We start from the raw sequence: 20968 nt of genomic DNA, 5'->3' as shown, positions 1-20968 counted from the left end.
TTACTCCATACTGGCGTCAAAGTGGGCACGCAGCTCGCTGAGATTCGCTAGGCCAATGTTGCTGGACCTGGCAAATGACATCACTCGTTCCTTTTCTTTGGCTCGTTCGATCGCTTGCGGATCGCCTGATGCCACAGCGGCGTCAATTTCAGCGCGCGCTTCAATCTTGAAGGCGCTAAGACAGTCCTCCAACTCCCAGACTGCGGCCTCGAAGGGTGGGGTGGACTTGATTCTTCTATTCTTTATCGAATTGAGAGCCTTCTGCAGTTGCTGGATATGATCCGGATAGTCCTTGAGCAATTCAAGGAGCTTTGCCGGTACCGGGGGAAGGGGCTGAGGCATGGCTTTCACCTATCTGGCGATTTGATGCGTTCTCACGAGTATCTGCACTTGCAGTGGCAAGTTCAATGCTGCCCACGGCAGGTCGGCTATCGTCTCCCGGCTTGCCAGCTGGAACCTCCGTCTTGGGGTGACCCTAGCGCTGGCCCCATTCATGCCGCTCTTGGGACTACTTTCTCTCCTGGCAGTCGGCGTTTCAGCGCTGGCCGGCCACCACAAGACTATTCACGTGCCTCGGTCTTTGGCCAAGAAGTAGCCCGCCAGATCGCTGACGTTCAGCATGCTGGCTCGGGAATCTCAAATTCGACGGTACGGATCAATTCTCCTTCACCTTGGTCATGTCTACTCCGCAAGAATGAAGGCATGAGGCATCAGCTGGCTTGTAATTTGGTCCAAACGGCTTTCCGGAAGGATGACATCAGAGATGCGGGCGAAATGACTTGCGGGGCTCAATTGCAGATGCGGCTCCAACTAGCGCCGCTTCTCCGATTCCTTGAAATAATCGCGAAGTTCATGGAGACCTTTCATTCCGCCATTGCCGGATCGCGCTCGGAACATCAGCTTGAATTTGCCGTCGGTCGCTGAAATCAATTCAGCATCACCTGATGCCTTAGCTGCCGTCAGCTCAGCCTGGGCGTCATTGATAAAGCTATCGAGACAATCCTCGAGCTTCCACACTGCATCCTCAAACGGCGGTAAAGACCCCGTGCTTCTGGTGTTGACGGAAATGAGCGCTTCCCGCAGCCTCTCGATAAGCTCCGGATAGTCCTTGAGCATTTCCCGGAGGTTCGCCGGGACAGGAGGGGAAGCAAAAGCCATGACTATCACCCTTTCGGCAGACCCATGCGGATTCAAGAGTATCCGCATATTCCCTGGCGGGTCCAATATCATTTGCGACATCAGGCAGAGTGCCCGAGCGGCCTCCGTCCTTGGGATCATCGAGTTGAGGCTACGTTGAGGGAGAGCATCCACGCGTGGCGTGGATCTACTGGAATCGCGGCAGTCACGTGTGGCGTGGATCTGCGGGGCTAAACTGGTTGCCTGTACTTGATGGAAGCTCGCCCATGTTCTCTGGAAAGGTTGCGGTGGTTACCGGTTCCACCAGCGGTATTGGTCTTGGTATCGCCACGGCGCTGGCCCGGCAAGGGGCCGACATCGTGTTGAATGGCTTCGGCGATGCGGCGGAGATCGAGCGCATTCGTTCGCGGTTGGAAGCTGAGTTCGGTGTGCGAGTGGCGCATGACGGCGCCGACCTGTCGCGTGGCGAGGCGGTGCGCGGACTGATCGACCACGCCGTGGCGAAGATGGGCCGCATCGACATCCTGGTGAACAATGCCGGCATCCAGCACACCGCCTCGATCGAGGAATTCCCCGTCGAGAAGTGGGATGCGATCCTGGCGCTGAACCTGTCGGCCGTATTCCATGCCACGGCAGCGGCCTTGCCGCACATGAAGCAGCAGGGCGCTGGCCGCATCATCAACATCGCGTCGGTACACGGCCTGGTGGGCTCGGTGAACAAGTCGGCCTATGTGGCGGCCAAGCATGGCGTGGTGGGCTTCACCAAGGTGACCGCGCTGGAGAATGCGGGCACCGGCATCACCGCCAATGCCATCTGCCCGGGCTGGGTGCGAACGGCGCTGGTCGAGCAGCAGATCACCGCGTTGGCGGAGAAGGAAGGCACGGATCAGGAGTCCGCCGCTCGCGCGCTGCTGGCCGAGAAGCAGCCTTCGCTGCAGTTCGTGACGCCCGAGCAGCTGGGCGAGATGGTGGTGTTCCTGGCCTCGGACGCCGCAGCGCAGATCACCGGCACGGCGCTGCCGGTGGACGGGGGCTGGACGGCCCGTTAGTGTGCCGGTTGCGTGCGCCGCTGCAACATCGGTAGCGCCACCAGCGTTACCAGAATGGTGAACAGCACCAGCGACGAACCCACGGTGCCGAAGCCCAGGCCGCCCTTTTCCAGCGGCTTGGTGAGCAGATCGCCGAAGGTGGCGCCGAACGGACGGGTGAGCACGAAGGCGATCCAGAACAGGATGACCCGGTTGATGCCCTTGATGCGGGTGGCGAACGCGGTGAGCGCGATGAGGCTGCCGATCAGCAGCGCGCCGCCGGTGAAGCCCAGCCCGGAATCGTCGGCGAGGAAATCACCCAGCGCTGTGCCGAGCGTGTTGGAGAACAGGACGGCGGTCCAGTAGAAGCCCTCGGCGCGGCGCGATGCGATGTTGCTGACCGAGATCGACTTTTCCGATACCCGCCAAGCCAGCAACACCAGCGCCAGGCAACCGGCCAGCAGGCTGGCGCCGGTGGCGTAGCCCAGGCCGAGCGTGCGGTCGATCAGGTCGGACATCGTCGTGCCGGCGGTGCTGGTGGCGAGCACCACCGACCAGAACAGCACAGGATGGAAGCGCCGTGCCGACAACTGCATGCCCAGCAGGCCGGCGAAGATCGCCAGCAGAATGGCCGAGCTGGCCACGTAGCCCAGGTTGAGCGTCATCGACAGCAGGTCGCCCGCGGTCTCGCCGAGGGTAGTGGCGGCGATCTTCATCACCCAGAAGCCGAGGGTGACCGCCGCCACCTTGCTGTGCAGGGAATCTGCGTCTGAAGCACTCATCGAACGTCGCCTGGGGAGCCTGCCGGTGATGCTGTGGCGGGCGGCGTCGGAGTGCAGTCGGAACCGGGTTCGGTGAGGGTGAGCGTGGGGCTGGCGTTCAGCCCGCGCTGGCGGGGGCCGAAAGGCGAGCCAGCAGGGCATCCCAGTCGGCAACGAAGCAGCCGTTGTGGCCGCGGTTGCATTCGGTGATCCACGCGTCCAGTGATTCACTTTGTGCGCGGTAAGCGCTGACATCGCCCAGCACGGCGAAGTGCAGGCGGTAGTTCACCAGCATCTGCAGCCACTGACCGGCCATGCCGGAGCGAAGCTCGAAGAAGTCTGGCGACAGGCGTTGTACCGGAATGGCGATCCATTCGGCCTGATGCCCGAGGGCGTCGCCGACCAGGTCGCGCAGGCCGTTGCCGTCGAGTGCAGGGCCCTGCGACTCGACGCGCAGGATGCGGGTGCTGCCGAGCAGTTCCAGAGAAGGGGGCATGGGGTGTCCTGAAATCCGTGTCGTGTGCCCAGTATGGTCGTGTGCGTCTGTGACAGCGAGCGGGCACAGCGTGAAGCCTGCAGGCGAACGCGCTACGCTGCGCCCAGCACAGGGAAGGGGAGAAGGACGTTGGCCAGGTCGATTTCATCACTTGCCGTGACGTTGGGCCTGTTGGCACTGTCCTGGCCGGTGTTCAGCGGCAACACGCAGCAACGCGCCGCCACGTATTCCAGCGTCTGCAGGCATGCCGAGTCGGGCGACCTGCTTGGCCTGGAGGTGTCATTCGTCAGCGATGTCGACGGCGGCTATGCCTTGGTCCAGCGCTACGAGGGGGCGGCCACTCCCCCGGAGCTGATGCAGGTCAAGCGGCGTGGCGATGACCTTGTGCTGGCGAGTGGTGCAACGGATGCCATTGCACTGCACCAGGACGGCAAGCGCATGCAGCTGACCTACCTGGACGGCCAGCTGAGCGCGGCGGGCACGCCGTCTGACACCCTGACTCCCTCATCGCCGGTGTGGCAGGGGAAGAACGTCGCCGCCTGCAACTAGCGCGGCGACGCTCTTTCTTTACGGGTTGCGATGCTCAGCTAGGCTTGGCAAACACATCCAGCCCTTTGCCTGTCTCCAGCAGCGACTTCAGGCTCGACAGCACGATCGGCCAGCCCTGGCGGATGCCGGTATCCATGCCGCTGCCCGGTTCAAGCTCGTCGTGGGTAACGGTCAGCCGCACCATGTCCTGGTAAGGCACGATTTCGAAGGTGACCCGGCTGTAGGCAGCGGGATTGTCGGCCTGTGAGGCGGCGGCCCAGGTGATGACCAGCCGCGAGGGCGGGGTGCTTTCCACCACTTCGCCGACCAGCTCGACCGAGCGCGTTTCGTTGGCACGCACATGCTGCCAGCGCGAGCCGGGCTTCCAGTCCGAGACGTTCTCATGGCCCCAGTAGCGGCTGGCGATCTCGGGGCGGGTGATGGCCTCGAACACCTTCTGCGGTGTGGAGGCGATGTAGATCACGTGGATGAAGCAGGTAGTCTCTGCGGACATCATCATTCTCCTTCCAGTTCTCGTTTCAGGTCATGCAGCAGGCCCAGGCGCTGCTGCTCGAACTTGCGTACCCAGCGCTCGTAGACTTCATGCAGCGGCACCGGGTTGATGAAGTGCAGCTTCTCGCGGCCGCGGCGCACCGTGCTGATCAGGTTGGCGTCTTCCAGCAGGCCCAGGTGCTGGGTGACCGATTGCCGGGCCATGTCCAGGTGCTCGCAGAGCTGGCCCAGGGTCTGGCCGTTGTCTGCGCAGAGCAGGTCCAGCAGCGTCCTGCGCGTGGGGTCGGCCAGTGCCTTGAACACCTTGTCTGCATTCATGCGGGATGTCTTCAGTTCCAGTTGTCGATCCTGATGTCGTGCGGGTTGGGCTGGCCCTTGCCGGTTTCCAGCAGCGCTTTGAGGCTCATCAGGAACACCGCCCACTTGGTGCTGCAGTGGGAGGTGAACTCGACGCGTTCCTTCCAGCCTTCGTGGGTGAACAGCACGATGCAGTAGTCGCCTTCCTGTTTCAGTGCGAAACGCGCATGCGTGCCGATCCATTCGGCGGGGCCGGCCAGGAACTTCCAGAGCACGAGTTCGCCAGGAACGAGCTGCTCCAGCTTCATCTGCATGGCGCCGATTTCCTGGCCGTTGTTGGTGAAGCGGACCTTCACCGTCCCGCCGACGTTGCGGTCGCCATGGGTGTCTTCGGCCCACCAGGCGGCGACGCCTTCGGGGGTCGCCAGGGCCTGGTACACCTGGCTTGCGGGGGCCTTGATGCCGACCCGATGTGCGATATCCACCATTGCAGGTTCCTCGCGTGGGCGGGCAGGTGCCGCCGTCGAGTGGAATATATGCAGGCAAATGCCTGCATGTCAAATCTGGTCGTTTGGAGGGACTTGCCAGGCATGGCCTGGCACTACTGCGTCACTGGGTCGCAGGCTGGCTGAAGCATGAGGGAGACGGGTTCGGCGCTAGAGTGGGGTGGACCCCCTCCAGGAAGGAGCAGTGCATGTACTACAGCAGTGGCAACTACGAAGCCTTCGCGCGCCCGCGCAAGCCGGCTGGTGTGGATGGCAAGAGCGCCTGGTTTGTGGGCTCGGGGCTGGCCTCGCTGGCCGGTGCGGCGTTCCTGGTGCGCGACGGGCGCATGGCTGGTGAACGCATCACCATCCTTGAGCAGCAGCAGATTGCCGGCGGCGCGCTGGATGGCCTGAAGGTGCCGGAGAAGGGTTTCGTGATCCGCGGTGGCCGCGAAATGGAGAACCATTTCGAGTGCCTGTGGGATCTGTTCCGCTCGATTCCCTCGCTGGAGATCGACGACGCCAGCGTGCTGGACGAGTTCTACTGGTTGAACAAGGACGACCCGAACTACTCGTTGCAGCGCGCCACGATCAATCGCGGCGAGGATGCGCACACCGATGGCCTGTTCACGCTGACCGAGCAGGCGCAGAAGGACATCATCGCGCTGTTCCTGGCCACCCGGCAGGAGATGGAGAACAAGCGCATCAACGAAGTGCTCGGCCGTGATTTCCTGGACAGCAACTTCTGGCTGTACTGGCGCACCATGTTCGCGTTCGAGGAGTGGCATTCGGCGCTGGAGATGAAGCTGTACCTGCATCGCTTCATCCACCATATCGGCGGGCTGCCGGATTTCTCTGCGCTGAAGTTCACCAAGTACAACCAGTACGAATCGCTGGTGCTGCCGCTGGTGAAGTGGCTGCAGGACCGGGGCGTGGTGTTCCAGTACGGCACCGAGGTGACCGACGTCGACTTCGATCTGCAGCCGGGCCGCAAGCAGGCCACGCGCATCCACTGGGTTCGTGACGGGGTGGCCGGTGGCGTGGATCTGGGTGCGGATGATCTTGTTTTCATGACGATCGGTTCGCTGACCGAGAATTCGGACAACGGCGACCACCACACCGCGGCGCGCTTGAACGAAGGCCCGGCACCGGCCTGGGACCTGTGGCGACGCATTGCCGCGAAGGATGCAGCATTCGGGCGCCCGGACGTGTTTGGCGCGCATATCCCGGAGACCAAGTGGGAATCGGCGACGGTAACCACGCTGGATGCGCGCATTCCGGCTTACATCCAGAAGATCGCCAAGCGCGATCCCTTCAGCGGCAAGGTGGTGACCGGCGGCATCGTCAGCGTGCGCGACTCGCGCTGGCTGATGAGCTGGACGGTGAACCGCCAGCCACATTTCAAGAACCAGCCGAAGGACCAGATCGTGGTCTGGGTGTATTCGCTGTTCGTGGATACGCCCGGCGATTACGTGAAGAAGCCGATGCAGGACTGTACCGGCGAGGAGATCACCCGCGAGTGGCTGTACCACCTGGGCGTGCCGGTGGAAGAGATCGACGAGCTGGCCGCGACCAGCGCGAAGACGGTGCCGGTGATGATGCCGTACATCACCGCGTTCTTCATGCCGCGCCAGGCCGGTGACCGCCCGGATGTGGTGCCGGAGGGGGCGGTGAACTTCGCCTTCATCGGCCAGTTCGCCGAATCGAAGCAGCGCGACTGCATCTTCACCACCGAGTACTCGGTGCGCACGCCGATGGAGGCGGTGTACACGCTGCTGGATATCGAACGCGGCGTGCCGGAGGTGTTCAATTCCACCTACGACGTGCGCTCGCTGCTGGCTGCGACCGGGCGCCTGCGTGATGGCAAGGAACTGGACATTCCAGGACCGGCGTTCCTGCGCAACCTGCTGATGAACAAGCTGGACAAGACCCAGATTGGTGGGCTGCTGCGCGAGTTCAAGCTGGTGCAGGAGGACTAGGCCTCGCCGGGCGTGGCCCGGCGCTACCGGGAAAGCTGCGTCAGGTAGCGCCGGGCCATGCCCGGCGAGCGTAGCGACGGAGAGATGGCATCAAGGCTGAGCCCGCGTGCTCCGCGGGTCAGTCGGCCAGTACGCTGTCGGCACCTTCGCGGTAGCTCGCGCGGGCGCTGCCACACACCGCATGGGCGGCTGCGTTGGCCGGCAGGCCGGTGGCCTTGATGCCGCGCAGCGTGTTGCCCTCGAATACCTCGGCGTAGCGTTCGGCGGCCAGCGTGCCGTCGGGCAGTACGTACAGCAGGACACGCTGCAACGTGGATTGCCCCTGCAGTGGCAGCGGCTGCCGGAACGCAGGCACGTGCACGCGCGCGCTGTGCCAACGAGTCGGTGCATCGACGGTTTGCCAGCGCACCTGCAGGGGGGCGTCCAGCGATAACAATGCGGTGCCGAGGGGGGAGCCGTAGGCCGTGCAGTCCCCGGGCGCGTCCGGGATGCTCGCGATGGCCCTGTCACCAATGTCCAGTACGGTGCCATTGACCTCCAGCCGCACGATCGGTACACCGCCGTAGTTGTGGATTTTGAACAGCACCAGGCCTTCGAAGCGGCTGCGTTCCAGATCGTCGGCAGTGAAGCCGCTGAGGCGTGCGAGTGTTGGCGCGACCTCCACGTGATCGCTGTAGTGGTAGTAGATGTGCACGAGTTCTGGTGTGCCTGCGCGGCGCCATCCGGCATTGAAGGGGGCGGTGTCCGGATACGGCTGGCGCTCCAGGGGCACATCGGTGACAGCGCGATCTCCAGAGGGTGTGGCGTAGCGATAGTGGTCAACGGAGCGCTTCAGGCGCCCGTCCTCATACGGGAACGCTCCGTCTGCATCGGACTGTGCATTGGGATAGCGATGGAAAGCCATGAACTGCCCAGGTGTGTCACCCTGCATGGGCAGGTCCGGGCCAGCGCCGGAGCCGGTGGATGCATACGGCGTGGTGTCCAGCCACAGCGGCTGCCCGCTGAGGTTGACGTGCAGCTCTGCGATGGAGGCACGCGAACCGCCACCAAGGCTGGCCCAACTGCTCTGCAGGGAATGCCACAGCGGAATGATGAGCATGGCGGCGGCGGTCGGCACGAACATCAGCGCGTGTACGCGGCCGGGCACCTGACCGCGCTGCCGCACCATGTAGCGCAGCCACGCCAGCAGCAGGACAAGCAGCAAGGGGAGGCCGACCCAGATCGCGACGGTGGCCAGCGCCACGACGCCCCAGCCCAGGTTGGGCGTCGCCACCGCGATGAGCGAGAGCGCGGCGATGAGCACGGCCAGCAGCAGCGACACGCCGATGCCGACGCGGTAATTCCTGTAGGGGCTGTCAGTCATCACCGTTCCATCGGCAGTGTGGGGCGTGCCCCTATCTTGCGGCGGTGGGGGCGCCGTGGAAAGCCGGGAAAGAGGGCACTCAGCAGCCGACCAGGCGGTCGGCACCGATGCCGTTGCGATGCTGGCTGCGGTATTCGGTCGGGCTGGCGTCGGCCTGGCTGCGGAAATGGCGGCGGAAGGATTCCTGTGAACCAAAGCCGGCCTGCTCGGCGATCCACTGCAGCGGCCGGTCGGTGGTTTCCAGCAGTTCGCGGGCGTAGGCCACGCGTTCGCGGATCAGCCAGTCGATCGGCGACAGGCCGGTGGCTTCCAGGAACTGCCGTTGCAGGGTGCGTTGGCTGAGTGCGGCCTGCTCGGCGAGGCTGCCAAGCGAATGTGGCTCGCGGAGGTTGCGGCGCATCCACTCCATCAGCTTCGCCAACCGCGTGGGCTCGCCGTTGGGAATGGCACGGCTGACGCGCTGGCTGCGCCCGGCATCGCGCCACGGTGCCAGCACCAGCCGTTCGGCGACGAGGTTGGCCACGCGCGCACCGTAATCCTTGCGCACCATGTGCAGCATCATGTCCATGCCGGTGGCCGAACCAGCGGAGGTGATGATGCTGCCGGTATCCACGTACAGCACATCCTCGCGCACGTCGATGCGCGGGAACGCATGCGCCAGCGCTTCGGTAAGGCGCCAGTGGGTGGTGGCCTGGCGGCCATCGAGCAGCCCGGCCCAGGCCAGCACGAAGGCGCCGGAGCAGATCGAAGCGATGCGTGCGCCACGGGCATGCGCGCGGATGAGGGCATCAAGCAGTGCCTGGGGTGGACGCTCGCTGGGCTCGCGCCAGCCGGGAATGACGATGATGTCGGCGTCGTCGACGGCATCGAGCGCGTAAGGCAGCTGCACCTGGGTGCTGCCGAGCATGCGCAGCGCACCCGGTTCGCCCGCACACAGCTGGGTGCGGTACCAGGCCACGCCCAGTTCCGGCCGCACGGGTGCGAACAAGCCAACCGCACAGCCGAACTCGAACAGCCCCTGGCCGTGGCAGGCGACGATGGCAACGAGCGGCGCGGTGGGATCGGCGGGAGGGCTGGGCATGGCCTGATGCTACGGGCGGTGGTGCACCGCGCGCAGTGGTGTGCGGGCATGAGGTGATGCCTGTGAAGCATGTGCGCGGGGGGCGTTGATCGGAAGCAGGCTGGGGATGGCCATCGGGCTTGGGACAACCGACTGGGTAGAGTCGACTGTTAGTCGACTGCTGTTGGCGACACCGCTTGGATGCCCGCGCTACGCGCGATAGTCGACTAACAGTCGACTCTACCCTGCCGTTCGCCGTTCGTCCGTCGCCATCCATGGAAGCGCCATCGGGCGGCGTGGCGCCCAGCCTTGTCTAACGTCATTACCAGCAGTCATGTGGGTGGCCGGATGTTACGGCTGGGTGACGCGTTCATGCCTGTCGCGGTGGGTGAACAGGCCCTTGAATGGAAGCGTGTTCCCGGCCCACCCCCACGAGCCCCCATGCCTGCCGCCCACGCCCCTGTCCTGAGCTCTCTTGCCGTCCTGATCGCGGCCACCCTCGCCACGTCGCCCAGCCATGCCGCTGAAGCCGATGCGGATCCTGCCACCACGGCCGCATCCGCCAATGTCGCGGCATCCACGCTGGATGCCGTGGTTGTTACCGGTTCGCGCACCAGCACGCGCACGGTGAAGAACAGCTCCACGCCGATCGATGTGATCTCCGCCGAAGACCTCACCGCCACCGGCCAGGCCAACCTGCTGGAAGCACTGCAACGCGCGCTGCCGTCGCTCAGCCAGATCGGTGGCTACCAGAGCGACCAGGAGAGCCTGATCCGCGGCTACCAGCTGCGCAACCTGTCGCCGGGTTACACGCTGGTGCTGGTGAACGGCAAGCGCCGCAATGCCAGCGCGTACGTCAGTGGCGCAAACGGTGGCGGCTTTCCGGGCCATGCCTGGGCCGACCTGGCGCTGATTCCGGTCTCGGCCATCGACCATGTGGAAGTGCTTCGCGATGGTGCGTCGGCCATCTATGGTTCGGATGCAATCACCGGCGTGGTCAACGTGATCCTCAAGTCGCAGGCACATGGTGGCGAACTGGCTGTGGAAAGCGGGCAGAGCACCGACGGGGATGGATCGCGCACCAGCGTGCGTGCCAACGTGGGCCTGCCGTGGGGCGCCGATGGCTTCGTCAACCTGTCCGGCGAGACCACGCGGCAGCACCACGCGATCCGTACCCGCCGCTACATCGATGGCTATCTGAGCTATCCGGCGGTAGATGCCAACGGCAATCTGGTCGCGCTGCGCCCGAACAACCGGTTGCCGGCCGGCGCATCGCCGAACCCGGCAGAAGCCAGCCGCAATGCTGAGGCCAACACGATCCTCAGCTCGCCTTCGTATGCGCTGAAGGCGTTTGCGGTGAACGTGGGCCATGGCCTGGGCGACAGCGCGCAGTTCTACGCCAATGCCACCGCCAGCGATCGCACCGCACAGGCGATCCAGAACTTCCGCCTGCCAGCGACCATCTTCACCACCTACAAGGCACCCGGCGTCTTGAGTGTGTTCCCCGATGGCTTCCTGCCGGTGCTGGAAACCAAGGAGAAGCAGTACACCGGCACCGCGGGCGTGAAAGGCCAGATCGCGGGATGGGACTACGATGCCAGCCTGACCGGCAACCGCAGCACGGTGCGCACCTACACCCGTAATTCGGTGAACTATTCGCTTCCTTACCCGGGATCGCCCACCGATTTCTATGACGGCAAGCTGGACTACCAGCAGGGTATCGCCAACCTGGACCTGCGCCGTGGCTTTGAGGTGGCAGCGTTCGCCTCGCCGCTGGAAGTGAGTGCGGGCGCCGAGTACCAGCACGAACAGTACGAACGCGGGGCAGGGCAGTGGGAGTCGTACACCGGCTTCGGTGCGGCCGCCTTCGTGGGCTACTCCACCGCCGATGCAGTGAAGGCTACGCGCAACAGCAAGGCAGTCTATGCGGGCGCGGCCACCAACATCACGTCGCGCTGGTACCTGGATGCCGCCGCGCGCTGGGAAGACCATTCCGACTTCGGCAGCGTTTCCACGGGCCGCCTGACCACGCGCTTCGACTTCACCGATGCGCTGGGCGTGCGGGCCACGGTCAGCAACGGCTTCCATGCGCCCAGCCTGGGCGCGCAGTTCTACCAGGCCACCGGCAGCTGCCCCTGCGGCACAACGCTGGTGGCGCAGGTGTCGTCGCCGGCGGCGATCGCACTGGGTGCCACACCGCTGAAGCCTGAGAAGGCCACCAACTACAGCCTAGGCGTGACCTGGGACCCGAGCCCCGCGTTCCATCTGGCCGTGGATGCGTACCAGATCGACATCCGCGGCCAGCTCGGGCAGTCCAGCCAGATCGGCTACAACGCGCAGGATCCGGCGCGCATCACCGACAACAGCGGCACGGTGCTGAGCGCGGCGCAGAAGAACACCATCGATGCGCTGCTTGGGTCGGCCGGCATCAGCATCCTGCCGGGTGATGCCTTCTACGCCAGCTACTTCACCAATGTGGGCAATACCCGTACCCGTGGCGTTGAGCTGACCCTGGAAGCGAACCAGGAAACGGCATGGGGCAAGCTGCGCTGGAGCTACGCGGCCAACGTGGGCCGCACCACCATCCAGAAGGTCAGCGACATTCCGGCGGCGCTGCAGGGGCTGCCGAACATCAACCTGCTGACCAAGAGCAGCGAGTACGCGCTGCGCTTCCGTACGCCGAGCTACACGCAGGTGGCCGGGCTGGGCTGGCAGAACGGGCGCTGGCGCTCGAATGTGGACTTCACGTATTACGGCCCGATCAAGCGCCTGAACAACGGCGTGGAGTACAAGCAGCCGCCGGTGCTGGTGACCAATCTCTCCGGTGCGGTGGAACTGGGTGCGGGCTGGAGTGCGGCGCTGGGCATCAACAACGTGTTCGACAAGCGCACGCGCAAGGTGCCGGAGTACGCGCGCAGTGCCACCGATGTGGCCAGCATCGAGACGACCTGGGACAACGGCGATGTGCTGGGCAACGTTGGGGCGTACTGGTATGGGCGGGTCAGTTACCGGTTCTGACCTGGAGCAGTCGAGCATGGCTCGACTCTACAAGGGCGGGAAGCAGCCGAGCATGGCTCGGCTCTACAAAAGGCGAAAGGCGGCCGGACGTAGTCCGGCATCATCGAGGAGCAGTTCATGTCTTCTGCATTGAAGGTGGTTGCATTGGTGGGGTCGCCGACCAGTTCGGCGACGTCGCGCACGTTGCTGCTGGTGCGGCATCTGCTGGCATCGCTGCAGCAGCGGGTGCATGCCAACGTGGATCTGGTGGAGCTGGCGCCGATCGCGCGCTCGCTGGGGCAGTCGTTGTCGCGCGATGAAGCGGAGCCAGCCGTGGAGCAGGCGCTGCAGACGATCGAGGCGGCCGAACTGTTGGTGGTGGCTGCACCGGTCTATCGGGGGGCGTATCCGGGGCTGTTCAAGCACCTGGTCGATTTCATCGGGCTGGAGGCGCTGGTGGATACACCGGTATTGCTGGCGGCAACCGGCGGCAGCGAGCGCCATGCGCTGGTGATCGATCACCAGCTGCGGCCGCTGTTCAGTTTCCTGCAGGCGCACACGCTGCCGATCGGGGTGTATGCCACGCCGGCTGATTTCGATGGCGACCGTATCAACAGTGCGGCCTTGCAGGCACGCATCGCGCTTGCGACCGAGCGCGCGGCCGGGCATCTGGCTGTGCAGGCGCTGGCGGTACCGGCGCCGCTGCGACGGATCGCCTGACGGCATAACCGGCGGCGCTTTGCTTATGGCCAAGGCGCATCTGCATGGCCGGATCTGACCGCCGATTGTCGCCTGGCATCGCCGTCCCGGCGGCCGTCATCTCTAGCATCGATATCGAAGCGGCATCGCATTGCCGCCCCCCCGATGAGGACGCCCCCGTGAGTCTGGACGCAACCGATAAGCCCATCCTGTTCCTGCTCGACCGTGAGTTCGAGGACGGACAGATTCCCGGCCAGCGCTTCTTCTGCCGGCACAGCCTGCTGCTGGAAGGGGCGCTGTCGAGCATCGACGGCCTGGATGCGCAGCTGGACGTGCGCCGCATCGGCTTCGCGCGGCCGCGCCGCGAGGTGATCGCCGAGATCGGCGAGCAGGACCAGTCGTTGCCCAAGCTGGTGCTGCCGCAGGGCGTGCGCAGCGAACTGGCCAGTGGCGCGCACCAGGATCGCCAGTACATCTCCGGCGCCGAGCCGATCCTGGCCGCGCTGAACGGGTTGCTTGGCATTCCCGTGGCCCACCCCTGAGCGAGGACGCGACGATGAGCTATCAGATCAGCGTGTTGGACAAGAGCCCGGTGGCCGAGGGCGCCTCGCCGGAGCAGGCGCTGCGCAACAGCCTGCAGCTGGCGCAGCGCGCCGAACAGCTGGGCTATCACCGCTACTGGTTTGCCGAGCACCATGCCGCGCCGACCTTGGCCAGCCCCGCGCCGGAAGTTCTGGCGGCCTGGGTGCTGGCGCAGACCCGGCGCATCCGTATCGGAAGCGGCGGAGTGATGCTGCGCCACTACGCGCCGTATAAGGTGGCGGAGAACTTCAACCTGCTGGCGGCGCTGGCGCCAGGGCGCGTGGACCTGGGCGTGGGCAAGGCCCCCGGTGGCCTGCCGGCCTCTACGGCGGCATTGGCAGCGGGGCGACCGGCGTTTGCCGATTTCGACCAGCAGCTGCGCGACCTGGAGGGTTACCTTTCCGGCACCGAAACCGAGGCGCAGGCGCGCCCGATTCCGCAGCAGGCGCCGGAGCGCTTCCTGCTTGGTGCCAGCCCGCAGAGTGCGAAGCAGGCGGCTGAGCTGGGCTGGCGCTTCGTCTACGCCGCGCATTTCGATGGTGATCCGAAGCACATTGAGGCCGCGTTCGACGCCTACCGCAGCGTCTCCTCGCAGCCGCCACTGCTGGCCACGGTGGCCTTCGCCGCACCTACGGCCGAAGCGGCTGCGCGTCACATCGGTGCGCTGCGCGTCTACAAGCTGCACCTCGGCCCCGGCCAGACGGTGAACCTGCCCAGTCCCGAGGCGGCCGCCGAATATGCGCGCCAGGTAGGCGTGGCCGACTTCCGCATCGAGGAAACCCGCCCCAGCGTGTTGTCCGGTGATGCACAGCACGTGCGCGACGAGCTGGACGCGCTGCACCGACGCTTCGGTGTTGGCGAATTCATCCTCGACGCGCCGGTGGCCGACCTCGACGCACGCCTGACTTCCCTTGAGCTGCTGTCGCCCGCGCCACGCGCGGCGGTGGCCTGACCTGCAGGAGCGATTCCCATGAGCACCACCCCGCGCCACATTCCGTTCGGCATCATGCTGCAGGGTCCCGGCAGCCACATGCATGCCTGGAAGCATCCATCCAATCCGGCTGATGCCAGCGTCAACCTGCAGTTCTACATCGACATCGCGCGCACGGCCGAGGACAACGGCATCGCCTTTGGCTTCGTGGCCGATGGCCTGTACATCAACGAAAAGTCGATCCCGCACTTCCTCAACCGCTTCGAGCCGATCTCGCTGCTGTCGGCGCTGGCCACCGCAACGAAGAAGATCGGCCTGGCGGGCACGCTGTCGACCTCCTACAGCGATCCGTTCACCGTAGCCCGGCAGTTCGCTTCACTGGATCTGCTCAGCGGCGGTCGCGCCGGCTGGAACGTGGTGACCTCACCGCTGGAAGGCTCCGGCCGCAACTACGGCCGCCCGCATCCGGAGCACGCCCTGCGCTACCAGATCGCCGATGAGTATCTGGACGTCGTGCAGGGGCTGTGGGATTCGTGGGATGACGATGCCTTCGTGCGCGAGCGTGACAGTGGCACGTTCTTTGCGCCGGAGAAGTTCCGCCGCCTCGACCACAAGGGCCGCTTTTTCCAGGTGGAAGGCCCGCTCAACATCCAGCGTTCGCCGCAGGGCCAGCCGGTGATCTTCCAGGCGGGTTCGTCTGACGATGGCATCGCGCTGGCCGGCAAGTACGCCGATGCAGTGTTCACCCATTCGCCGTCGCTGGAAGAAACCCGCGCGTTCACCCAGAAGGTGAAGAACTCGGCGATCGCGCACGGCCGCAGCGGCAACGACGTGAAGATCTTCCCGGGCATCGGCCCGATCGTCGGCCGCACCGCCGAGGAGGCCGAAGCCAAGTACCAGGCGATTGCCGCGCTGGCCACGCTGGAAGATGCGCTGGCCTACCTCGGGCGCTTCTTCGATCACCACGATTTCAGCCAGTACGACCCGGATGCACCGTTCCCGGAGCTGGGCGACATCGGCAGCAATTCGTTCCGCTCCACCACCGACCGCATCAAGCAGGACGCGCGCGAGAAGGGCCTGAGCCTGCGCCAGGTGGCACTTGAAGCGGTGAGCCCACGGCCGAACTTCATCGGCACACCGGAGCATGTGGCCGACGAGCTGATCCGCTGGTTCGATGCCGGCGCCAGCGATGGCTTCATTCTCGGCTTCGCCGCACAGCGCGAAGGCCTGGACGATTTCGTGACCCAGGTGCTGCCCATCCTGCAGGCCCGTGGCTACCACCAGCGCGAACTGGAAGGGCAGACCCTGCGCGAGCATCTGGGCCTGCCGTACAAGGCCAGCCGTCATTCAACCGACGCCGAACCAGCGCGGAAGGTAGGGTAAGGCGATGAGCGGAGAGAATTCGGTAGCGCAGGGCCATGCCCGGCGGAATCCCGCGTCCATCGGCGTGCTGCCCGAAATCGCAGCACGCGCCGAGGCCGCCATCGCGATCCGCCACGATCTGCACCGGCACCCGGAGTTGGCCTTCGAGGAACATCGCACCAGTGCACGTGTGGCCGAGCTGCTGCAGCAGTGGGGTTATGAGGTGACCACCGGGCTCGGCGGCACCGGTGTGGTCGGCACGCTTCAGCGCGGGCAGGGCAGCCGTCGTCTCGGCCTGCGCGCCGACATCGATGCACTGCCGATCCCCGAAGACTCCGGGCTGGCCTACGCCAGCCAGACCGAGGGCCTGATGCATGCCTGCGGCCACGATGGGCATACCGCCATCCTGCTGTCCGCTGCACACTACCTGGCCCATCACGGTGATATCGACGGCACGCTGCAGCTGGTATTCCAGCCCGCCGAGGAAACCGGCTCGGGTGCCTCCAAGATGATCGCCGACGGCCTGTTCGAGCGTTTCCCGGTGGATGCGATCTATGGGCTGCACAACTGGCCGGGCGTGCCGGTGGGCCACTTCGGTTTCGTCGATGGCCCAGCGATGGCCTCGGTGGACTGGGCGCGGTTGAAGGTGATCGGCAAGGGCGGCCACGGCGCCGAGCCACAGGGCAGCGTCGATCCGATCCTGGTGGCGGCGCACATCATCACCGCGCTGCAGAGCGTGGTGTCACGCAATGTCGATCCACGGCAGATGGGCGTGGTCACCGTCGGTTCGATCCACGGTGGGCAGGCCGCCAATGTGATTCCAGACGTGGTGGAGCTGAAGCTGACGGTGCGCGCCTACCTGCCCGAGGTGCGCGATACGCTGCGGCGCCGCGTCACCGAACTTGCCGAGCAGACCGCCGCCGCGTTTGGTGCGCGCGCCGAGATCGAATTCCCGCGCGGCTTTCCCAGCGTGATCAATCACCCGCAGCAGACCGCCTACATCCGCGAGGTGGCGGTGCAGGGCTTCGGTGCCGAACAGGTCGTTCCCGAGTTTGCGCCGCGCACGGCCAGCGAGGATTTCGCCTTCCTGCTGCAGGCGCGACCCGGCAGCTTCGTGTTCGTGGGCAACGGTGACAGCGCCCCGCTGCACAGCCCGCGCTATGTGTTCAACGACGCGGCCATCGCACCCGCCGCCAGCCTGTGGGCACGGCTGGCCGAAGACTATCTGGTGAAGGACGCGACATGAGCAGCAACGAACGCTTCCTCTATACCTCGGTGGATGATCCGCTGGCACGGCCACTGTTCGATGGCCTGGAGCAGGAGTACGACAGCCGCTACGCCGACGTGCGCCGCCGCATCGGCGGCAGCGCCCGCGAGGAACTGCAGCGCTACCCGGCGCAGGCCTTCGCCGCACCGGTAGGGGCGTTCGTGCTGCTGCTGCGTGATGGCGCTGCCATCTCGGGTGGCGCCTTCATGCCGCATCGTGATCCGGATACCGCCGAGTTCAAGCGCATCTGGACGCTGCCCGGGCTGCGCCGCCAGGGCATCGCGCGGCGCGTGCTGCAGGAGCTGGAAGACCAGGCGGCACGCCAGGGCTATCGGCGTGTGTTCCTGACCACCGGCTTCCGCCAGCCCGAGGCGGTCGGCCTGTACCTCAGCCATGGCTACACCGCGCTGTTCGATCTGGACGCGGATCCGGAAACCATCGCGCACCTGCCGTTCGAGAAGCTTCTTGGGCAACCGACGCCGGTGCTTTCGCCTTCGCAGGCCGTGCTGCACGGGGTCCACGCATGAGTACGCCTTCGTCTGCACTTGAGGGAATCACTGCGCGTCCTTCACCAACGCCGGCGTTGAAGATCGTGCCGGCGCGCCATCCGTTGCAGGTGGTCGGAACGGTCCTGGCGCTCGCGCTGATCCTGATCGGCCTTCAATCAGTACTTGGGAATCCGCGTTGGGGCTGGGGCACCTTTGCCGAATGGTTCTTCGCGCGTCCGGTGCTTGAAGGCCTCGGTCGCACGCTGCTGCTGACCGCACTCGGTACCGGCCTCGGTTTCGCGCTGGGTACCTTGCTGGCGCTGGCCCGCGTGTCCGGCTCGCCGCTGCTGTCGGCGGTGTCGTGGAGCTACGTGTGGCTGTTCCGCTCGATCCCGCTGCTGGTGCTGTTGTTGCTGCTGAACAACCTGGGCTACCTGTACAGCACCATCGAGCTGGGCGTGCCGTTCACTGGCATCAGCCTGTTCTCGTACCCGACCACGCAACTGATCGGCGTGTTCACCGCAGCAGTACTGGGCCTGACCCTGAACCAGGCGGCGTTCTCGGCCGAGGTGATTCGTGGCGGCATTCTCTCGGTCGACCACGGACAGTATGAGGCGGCCGCTGCGCTTGGCCTGCCGCGTGGCCGCCAGGTGCGCCGCATCATCCTGCCGCAGGCAATGCGCTCGATCCTGCCGGCCGCGTTCAACGATGTGATCGGCCTGGCCAAGAGCACGTCGGTGGTCTACGTGCTGGCGTTGCCGGAGCTGTTCTATACCGTGCAGGTGATCTACCGCCGCAATCTGGAGGTGGTGCCGCTGCTGATGGTGGCCACAGTCTGGTACCTGGTGATCCTGACCGTGCTGTCGCTGCTGCAGCGACGCGTGGAGCAGCGCTTCGCGCGCGGCCAGCTGCAGCGCGAGCGCTCGGTGTCGCGCGTCTCATCGCCCGAGCGCGTGCAGAGCGATGCCACACCGCGCGTGGCCAACCGCCCGCGCATCGCCACCCAGGTCGAAGCGGGCGAGGGTGCGGCGGTATCGCTGCATGGCGTGGGCAAAGCGTTCGGTGAGCAGCCGGTGCTGGAAGACGTGAACCTGGACCTGCGCGCCGGCAGCGTGACCGTGCTGATCGGCCCCTCGGGTGCAGGGAAATCCACGCTGCTGCGGCTGATCAACCACCTGGAGCGCGCCGACAGTGGCTACGTGACTGTCGGTGGCCAGCTGATCGGCTACCGACGCGAGGGTGACACTCTGTACGAACTGCCGGAGCGTGAGATCCGCCGTCGCCGCGCCGAAGTCGGCATGGTGTTCCAGGGCTTCAACCTGTTCCCGCACCTGACCGCGCTGGAGAACATCATCGAGGCGCCGATCGCCGTGCGTGGCGTACCGCGCGCGCAGGCCGAAGAGCAGGCGCGCACGCTGCTGGAGCGGGTCGGCCTGGCCGACAAGGCCGATGCGTTCCCACGCCAGTTGTCAGGCGGCCAGCAACAGCGCATCGCGATCGCCCGCGCGCTGGCGCTGCAGCCGAAGGTGCTGTTGTTCGACGAACCCACCTCGGCGCTGGACCCGGAGCTGGTGGCGGAAGTGCTCAGTGTGATCGAAGAGTTGGCCAGCTCCGGTACAACGCTGGTGATCGTCACCCATGAGCTGGGCTTCGCCCGCCGAGTGGCCGACCACGTGGTGATGATGGACCAGGGCCGGGTGATCGAGCAGGGCACGCCCGAGGCGTTGTTCGAGCGCCCGCGCCAGCAACGCACGGCCGATTTCCTGGCCAAGACCCTGTAACCCCCAAGGAATGCCATGAGCCCTGCAGCACCCCGTCGTCCCTCACGCAGCACCTTGTTGATCGCAGGCGTGCTGGTCATCGGCATCGCCGGCATCGTCTACTCGCGCGTGCGCCAGGCCCCGGAGGCTGCGACGGTGGCTGCGACCAGCCTGGCCGGAGCGAACAGCACGGTGCTGAAGGGCACACTCGATCCCAAGGCGCAGGCCTTGGTTCCCGCGGGCTACCGCTTCGTCACGCCGGGGGCGTTCACCGTGGCGACCCATCCGGGACAGTTGCCATTGGCCGACTACGGCGCCGACAGCAAGGACGTGGTCGGCATCGAGCCCGACATCGCGCGCCTGATCGCCGATGCGCTGGGCCTGAAGCTGGTGATCGTGCCGGTGGCATGGGCCGATTGGCCGCTGGGGCTGGAGTCGGGCAAGTACGATGCAGTGCTGTCGAACGTGACGGTCACTGAAGAGCGCAAGAAGAAGTTCGATTTCTCCAGCTATCGTTACGACCTGCTGGGCATCTACACGCGCACTGATGGGCCGATCCAGAAGATCGAGAAGCCGGCGGACGTGGCGGGGCTGAAGGTGGTGGTGGGCGCCAGCACGAACCAGGACCAGATCCTGCGCCAGTGGGACCAGCAGAACATCGCCGCGGGCCTGAAACCGGTGGAGTACCAGTACTTCGACGACGCGGTGGTCGGCCGTTTGGCGGTAATCACCGGCCGCGCCGATGTCTCGTTCGAGCCCAATGCCACCGGCGCGTACTCAGCACGCGATGGCAAGGTTCGGCGCGTAGGCCTGTTCCCCGGTGGCTGGCCGAACGCCGCTGCGATCTCGGTGACCACGCGCAAGGGCAGTGGCCTGGCCGATGCGGTGACGCAGGCGCTGAACACCCAGATCGGCAGCGGCACCTACGCGCAGGCGCTGAAGCGATGGAATGTGGCCGAGGAAGCGGTGCCGCAGTCGCAGACCAATCCACCGGGGTTGCCGACGCTGCAATGACACCGGGCGTGGCCCGGCGCTACCTCCGCTTCTGTAGAGCCGAGCCATGCTCGGCTGCGGTTCGCGCGGTTCGCGGCAGAAGCATCCACGCATGGCGTGGATCTTATCTCTTGCCGATCTGGCACCTTGGGTGCCGAGAGCCCGGCGTGGGCGACCGTGTGGATCCAGGTCTTGCGACCGAGAAGTAGCTTGGGTCCCCACGCCGGATTCTCCCTGAACCG

Annotated in this window: 21 protein-coding genes; 12 read left to right on the top strand and 9 right to left on the bottom strand. The window is 65.6% G+C overall.

Annotation, left to right across the window (positions count from 1 at the left end; all coding sequences use genetic code 11):
* Together AC5P88_RS07505 and AC5P88_RS07500 are read right to left on the bottom strand one after the other, a co-directional pair.
* On the bottom strand, window positions 1-342 hold the full coding sequence (locus tag AC5P88_RS07505; protein ID WP_021202901.1) for a hypothetical protein: 342 nt from the start codon (window positions 340-342) through the stop codon (window positions 1-3).
* Window positions 343-810: 468 nt separating this feature from the next.
* A complete protein-coding gene (locus tag AC5P88_RS07500) occupies window positions 811-1158 on the bottom strand; it encodes a hypothetical protein (RefSeq protein WP_227852190.1) in 348 nt (115 codons plus the stop codon).
* A gap of 245 nt (window positions 1159-1403) precedes the next feature.
* Here AC5P88_RS07500 and AC5P88_RS07495 point away from each other — a divergent pair, with 245 nt between their 5' ends.
* Window positions 1404-2186 carry a 3-hydroxybutyrate dehydrogenase gene (locus AC5P88_RS07495; protein ID WP_495224721.1) on the top strand — a complete coding sequence of 261 codons (783 nt, stop codon included), beginning with the start codon at window positions 1404-1406 and terminating at the stop codon, window positions 2184-2186.
* Here AC5P88_RS07495 and AC5P88_RS07490 read toward each other — a convergent pair.
* Window positions 2183-2947 (bottom strand): COG4705 family protein, encoded by a 765-nt coding sequence (locus tag AC5P88_RS07490; RefSeq protein ID WP_495224720.1) that lies wholly within the window; start codon window positions 2945-2947, stop codon window positions 2183-2185. The two genes, AC5P88_RS07495 and AC5P88_RS07490, sit on opposite strands and share 4 nt — an antisense overlap.
* Window positions 2948-3044: 97 nt before the next feature.
* A complete protein-coding gene (locus AC5P88_RS07485; protein WP_495224719.1) occupies window positions 3045-3422 on the bottom strand; it encodes a DUF4180 domain-containing protein in 378 nt (125 codons plus the stop codon).
* Window positions 3423-3593: 171 nt separating this feature from the next.
* On the opposite strand from AC5P88_RS07485, the gene AC5P88_RS07480 reads away from it, so the two are divergent.
* The gene (locus tag AC5P88_RS07480; protein WP_495224718.1) at window positions 3594-3971 is read left to right on the top strand and encodes a hypothetical protein; all 378 of its coding nucleotides are present in this window, start codon (window positions 3594-3596) and stop codon (window positions 3969-3971) included.
* Window positions 3972-4005: 34 nt separating this feature from the next.
* Here AC5P88_RS07480 and AC5P88_RS07475 read toward each other — a convergent pair whose 3' ends face one another.
* From AC5P88_RS07475 to AC5P88_RS07465, 3 genes are read right to left on the bottom strand one after another with little or no spacing between them, the layout of a single operon-like run.
* A complete protein-coding gene (locus AC5P88_RS07475; RefSeq protein ID WP_495224717.1) occupies window positions 4006-4464 on the bottom strand; it encodes an SRPBCC family protein in 459 nt (152 codons plus the stop codon).
* 2 nt (window positions 4465-4466) lie between these two features.
* Entirely contained in the window at window positions 4467-4781 is a 315-nt protein-coding gene (locus AC5P88_RS07470) for an ArsR/SmtB family transcription factor (RefSeq protein ID WP_495224716.1), read from the bottom strand.
* Between the two features lie 11 nt (window positions 4782-4792).
* Window positions 4793-5248 (bottom strand): SRPBCC family protein, encoded by a 456-nt coding sequence (locus AC5P88_RS07465; protein ID WP_495224715.1) that lies wholly within the window; start codon window positions 5246-5248, stop codon window positions 4793-4795.
* A gap of 206 nt (window positions 5249-5454) precedes the next feature.
* Here AC5P88_RS07465 and AC5P88_RS07460 point away from each other — a divergent pair, with 206 nt between their 5' ends.
* Entirely contained in the window at window positions 5455-7224 is a 1770-nt protein-coding gene (locus AC5P88_RS07460; protein WP_495224714.1) for an oleate hydratase, read from the top strand.
* Window positions 7225-7342: 118 nt separating this feature from the next.
* Here AC5P88_RS07460 and AC5P88_RS07455 read toward each other — a convergent pair whose 3' ends face one another.
* Together AC5P88_RS07455 and ftrA are read right to left on the bottom strand one after the other, a co-directional pair.
* Window positions 7343-8587: a hypothetical protein gene (locus tag AC5P88_RS07455; protein ID WP_495224713.1), complete on the bottom strand. Its 1245-nt coding sequence runs from the start codon at window positions 8585-8587 to the stop codon at window positions 7343-7345.
* Between the two features lie 79 nt (window positions 8588-8666).
* Window positions 8667-9668, bottom strand: a complete 1002-nt coding sequence (ftrA, locus tag AC5P88_RS07450; protein WP_495224712.1) for a transcriptional regulator FtrA — start codon at window positions 9666-9668, stop codon at window positions 8667-8669.
* A 420-nt stretch (window positions 9669-10088) separates the two neighbouring features.
* Between ftrA and AC5P88_RS07445 the strand changes: the two genes are divergently transcribed.
* From AC5P88_RS07445 to AC5P88_RS07405, 9 genes are all read left to right on the top strand, one after another.
* Window positions 10089-12665: a TonB-dependent receptor plug domain-containing protein gene (locus tag AC5P88_RS07445; RefSeq protein WP_495224711.1), complete on the top strand. Its 2577-nt coding sequence runs from the start codon at window positions 10089-10091 to the stop codon at window positions 12663-12665.
* Window positions 12666-12782: 117 nt separating this feature from the next.
* Window positions 12783-13364 (top strand): FMN reductase, encoded by a 582-nt coding sequence (msuE, locus tag AC5P88_RS07440; RefSeq protein ID WP_495224710.1) that lies wholly within the window; start codon window positions 12783-12785, stop codon window positions 13362-13364.
* A gap of 158 nt (window positions 13365-13522) precedes the next feature.
* Entirely contained in the window at window positions 13523-13885 is a 363-nt protein-coding gene (locus AC5P88_RS07435; protein WP_005416277.1) for a DUF3088 family protein, read from the top strand.
* Window positions 13886-13899: 14 nt separating this feature from the next.
* Window positions 13900-14877 (top strand): MsnO8 family LLM class oxidoreductase, encoded by a 978-nt coding sequence (locus AC5P88_RS07430; protein ID WP_495224709.1) that lies wholly within the window; start codon window positions 13900-13902, stop codon window positions 14875-14877.
* Between the two features lie 18 nt (window positions 14878-14895).
* Window positions 14896-16239 (top strand): LLM class flavin-dependent oxidoreductase, encoded by a 1344-nt coding sequence (locus AC5P88_RS07425; RefSeq protein ID WP_111113774.1) that lies wholly within the window; start codon window positions 14896-14898, stop codon window positions 16237-16239.
* 4 nt (window positions 16240-16243) lie between these two features.
* Complete coding sequence (locus AC5P88_RS07420; protein ID WP_495224708.1) at window positions 16244-17464, top strand: M20 aminoacylase family protein; 1221 nt, start codon at window positions 16244-16246, stop codon at window positions 17462-17464.
* Window positions 17461-18012, top strand: a complete 552-nt coding sequence (locus AC5P88_RS07415; protein WP_495224707.1) for a GNAT family N-acetyltransferase — start codon at window positions 17461-17463, stop codon at window positions 18010-18012. Before AC5P88_RS07420 ends, AC5P88_RS07415 begins: the two co-directional genes overlap by 4 nt.
* On the top strand, window positions 18009-19754 hold the full coding sequence (locus AC5P88_RS07410; protein WP_495224706.1) for an amino acid ABC transporter permease/ATP-binding protein: 1746 nt from the start codon (window positions 18009-18011) through the stop codon (window positions 19752-19754). The genes AC5P88_RS07415 and AC5P88_RS07410 overlap by 4 nt, the downstream gene beginning before the upstream one ends.
* Before the next feature lie 15 nt (window positions 19755-19769).
* Entirely contained in the window at window positions 19770-20747 is a 978-nt protein-coding gene (locus AC5P88_RS07405) for an ABC transporter substrate-binding protein (protein ID WP_495224705.1), read from the top strand.
* The last annotated feature ends 221 nt before the right edge of the window (window positions 20748-20968 follow it).

Source organism: Stenotrophomonas sp. YJH_SMC_8 (genome assembly GCF_059371315.1).
The sequence above is the reverse complement of the archived record's forward strand: the minus strand, read 5'-3'. Positions and strand labels throughout refer to the sequence as shown.